This window comes from Streptomyces sp. NPDC037401 (assembly GCF_055602345.1).
Window position 1 is genome coordinate 80131 of the sequence record NZ_JBVJWO010000035.1, and the last position, 2494, is coordinate 82624.

2 protein-coding genes are annotated in these 2494 nt (G+C 71.5%); both read right to left on the bottom strand.

What is annotated here, in order from left to right; translation table 11 throughout:
* Positions 1-105 precede the first annotated feature (105 nt).
* The gene (locus tag ACZ7H1_RS30140; protein ID WP_470790959.1) at positions 106-1062 is read right to left on the bottom strand and encodes a cytochrome c oxidase assembly protein; all 957 of its coding nucleotides are present in this window, start codon (positions 1060-1062) and stop codon (positions 106-108) included.
* A 149-nt stretch (positions 1063-1211) separates the two neighbouring features.
* Entirely contained in the window at positions 1212-2237 is a 1026-nt protein-coding gene (locus ACZ7H1_RS30145; RefSeq protein WP_470790960.1) for a 6-phosphofructokinase, read from the bottom strand.
* Positions 2238-2494 lie beyond the last annotated feature (257 nt).

Below are 2494 nucleotides of genomic sequence, written 5' to 3' on the forward strand. Positions count from 1 at the left end.
GGCTCGGTCCGGGATGGGGCTCGTGGGGCCGTCGTCCGGCCAGGGGGGTTCCGTCCCCCCCCCCCCCCCCCCCCTGGGCCCCCCCCCCCCACCCCGCGGGGTCCCTCAGCGGCTGCGGGTCTGGAGCGAGGCCAGGTAGGCGTTGTACGCCTCGAGCTCCTTGTCGCCGTCCCGGTCCGCGGCCCGGTCGGACCGCTTCGCCGTCCGCTGCTCGGAGCGGTACCACTGGTAGATCAGGGCGATCAGCACCAGCACCGAGGGGATCTCGCTGAACGCCCACGCGATCCCGCCCGCCCACTGCTGGTCGTCGAGCGCGTCGATGCCGAGGGAGGCCGGCGGGTCGGCGTACGTACCGATCATGGGCTCGCTGGCCATCATCAGCGCGATGCCGAAGAAGGCGTGGAAGGGCATGCCGGCGAACAGCTCCAGCATCCGCATCACGTAGCCGGGCCGGTGCGGGCCCGGGTCGACGCCCATGATCGGCCAGAAGAAGATCAGGCCGACCGCGAGGAAGTGGACCATCATCGCGATGTGCCCGGGCTTGCTGCCCATCAGGGTGTCGAAGAGCGGCGTGAAGTACAGCGCGTACAGGCTCGCGATGAACATCGGGATCGTGAACGCCGGGTGCGTGACCACCCGCATGTACCGGCTGTGCAGGAACTTCAGCAGCAGCTCGCGGGGGCCCTTGCGGCCCCGCCCGGCGGGCGGCAGCGCCCGCAGCGCCAGCGTCATCGGGGCGCCCAGCAGGAGCAGGATGGGGGAGAGCATGCTGATCACCATGTGCTGCACCATGTGCACGCTGAACATGACCATGCCGTAGTCGTTCAGCTTGGTGCACATCACCAGCGCCACGCTCAGCACGCCGGCGGTCCACGCGACCGTACGGCCCCACGACCAGGCGTCGCCGCGGCGGCGCAGCCGCACCACGCCCCAGCCGTAGAGGGCCAGCCCCAGCAGGCAGCCGATCAGGAAGAACGAGTCGGGGGAGAACTCCAGACCGCGCCCCAGCGTGAACGGCGGCAGGTCCATGTCCATGTCCATGCCGTGCCCGCTGTGATCCATGTGCCTACTCCCTTGACCGTGGTGCCCCATCACAGTAATGCCGCCCCGGACCGCGACTGCGGCCGGGGCGGCATAAGAGGACAAGAGAGGGGAAAGATCACACCCGCTCCGGGCGTCCGCGCCGGATGCGTCCGGCGCCGGGCCCGGGATCAGAGGACGTTCTGCGCCTCCGCGTAGCGGTCGTCCGGGACGGTCTTGAGCGTCTCCACGGCACCCGACAGCGGCACCATCGTGATGTCCGTGCCGCGCAGGGCCGTCATCATGCCGAACTCTCCGCGGTGCGCGGCCTCGACCGCGTGCCAGCCGAACCGGGTCGCGAGCACCCGGTCGTACGCCGTCGGGGTGCCGCCGCGCTGCACGTGGCCCAGGATCACCGGCCGGGCCTCCTTGCCCAGGCGCCGCTCCAGCTCCACGGCCAGGATGTTGCCGATGCCGGCGAACCGCTCGTGGCCGTAGATGTCCTTGCCGCCCTCCTGGAACTCCATGGAGCCCGCGCGCGGCTTCGCGCCCTCGGCGACCACGACGATCGCGAAGCGCTTGCCCGCGGAGAAGCGCTCGCCGACGATCGCGGTCAGCTCGTCGATGTCGAAGGGGCGCTCGGGGACGACGATCGCGTGCGCACCGGCGGCCATGCCCGAGTGCAGCGCGATCCAGCCGGTGTGGCGGCCCATCACCTCGACGACCATCACGCGCTGGTGCGACTCGGCGGTGGTCTTCAGCCGGTCGAGGGCCTCGGTGGCCACGCCCACGGCGGTGTCGAAGCCGAAGGTGACATCGGTCGAGGCGATGTCGTTGTCGATGGTCTTGGGCACGCCGACGATCGGCAGCCCGCCCTGCGACAGCAGGTTCGCGGCCTTGAGGGTGCCCTCGCCGCCGATCGGGATGATGGCGTCCAGGCCGAGGTCCGCGACGTGGCCGCGGGCGCGCTCCACGCCGTCGCGCAGGTGCGCGGGCTGGACGCGGGAAGAGCCGAGGATCGTCCCGCCGCGCGCCAGGATGCCGCTGACGGCGTCGAGGTCGAGCTTGCGGTAGTCACACTCCAGGAGACCCTTCCACCCGTCGTGGAAGCCGATGACCTCGTCGCCGTGGTCGACGACGGCGCGGTGCACGACGGAGCGGATGACGGCATTGAGGCCGGGGCAGTCGCCACCGGAAGTGAGCACACCAATGCGCATGGCAGGAAGACCTTTGCAACGTGGGCCGACGACCGGACCACGTCGTCCGGTTGGAACTAACCGTCACCCTACAAGCGACCGGGGGGTGGACTGAACCATCCTCCACATGGTGGTCGCGACGGTTGTGCGAACGCCCGTGGAACGGCTGTGGGGGGGGGGGGGGGGGGGGGGGGGGGGGGGGGGGGGGGGGGGGGGGGGGGGGGGGGGGGGGGGGGGGGAGGGGGAGGGGAGGGGGGGGGGGGGGGGCACAACATAGT

Bases quoted from the DNA above. Each gene is read 5' to 3' on its own strand.
- ACZ7H1_RS30140 (WP_470790959.1), bottom strand. From the start codon at position 1,062: ATGGATCACAGCGGGCACGGCATGGACATGGACATGGACCTGCCGCCG.
- ACZ7H1_RS30145 (WP_470790960.1), bottom strand. From the start codon at position 2,237: ATGCGCATTGGTGTGCTCACTTCCGGTGGCGACTGCCCCGGCCTCAAT.